The sequence below is a fragment of the Vibrio sp. 1641 genome, assembly GCF_033339995.1.
Classification (GTDB): Bacteria; Pseudomonadota; Gammaproteobacteria; order Enterobacterales; family Vibrionaceae; genus Vibrio; species Vibrio alginolyticus.
Genome location: NZ_JAWOVP010000443.1, coordinates 1 through 544 on the forward strand (window position 1 = coordinate 1; position 544 = coordinate 544).

General features: G+C 49.6%; 1 pseudogene. It reads left to right on the forward strand.

The features are described from left to right. Window positions 1-544, forward strand: a pseudogene (locus tag R7Z47_RS26470) (ATP-dependent RNA helicase HrpB); the annotation flags it as partial.

Genomic DNA, 544 nt, shown 5'->3' on the forward strand with positions numbered 1-544 from the left:
GTGGATTCTGGTTTGGAGCGTGTTGCGCGTTTTGACTTGAAAAATGGCCTTACACGATTGAAACAAACGCGTATAGCTCAATCGTCAGCCATCCAGCGAGCTGGTCGTGCTGGGCGAATTGAAGAGGGGATTTGCGTTCGCCTCTATTCAGAAAGCCAACTCAAGCAACAGCCACAAGTGCCACAACCTGAGATTTTGCATTCCGATCTTGCGAGCTTGGTAATGGAGCTGGCGTTTTGGGGGACGACCGATATTCATGAGCTAAAATGGCTCGATATTCCTTCTGCTGCCGCGCTGCAACAAGCTAAGCAGTTGTTGTTTTCATTAGGGCTTATTACCGAGCAAGGACAACTGACTGCGGAAGGAAAGCAGGCTCATGACTTGGGCGTAGAACCTCGCGCGGCAGCGATGTTAATTAAATCGCAATCCCACAGCGATAAGATGGTAAATGTCGCTTTGGCGGCGGTCGCCCTAATTGAAGAGCCAGAGCGTAATATAACGAATATCGCACATAGCTTGCATCGTTGGTTGTCCGGTTCTCATC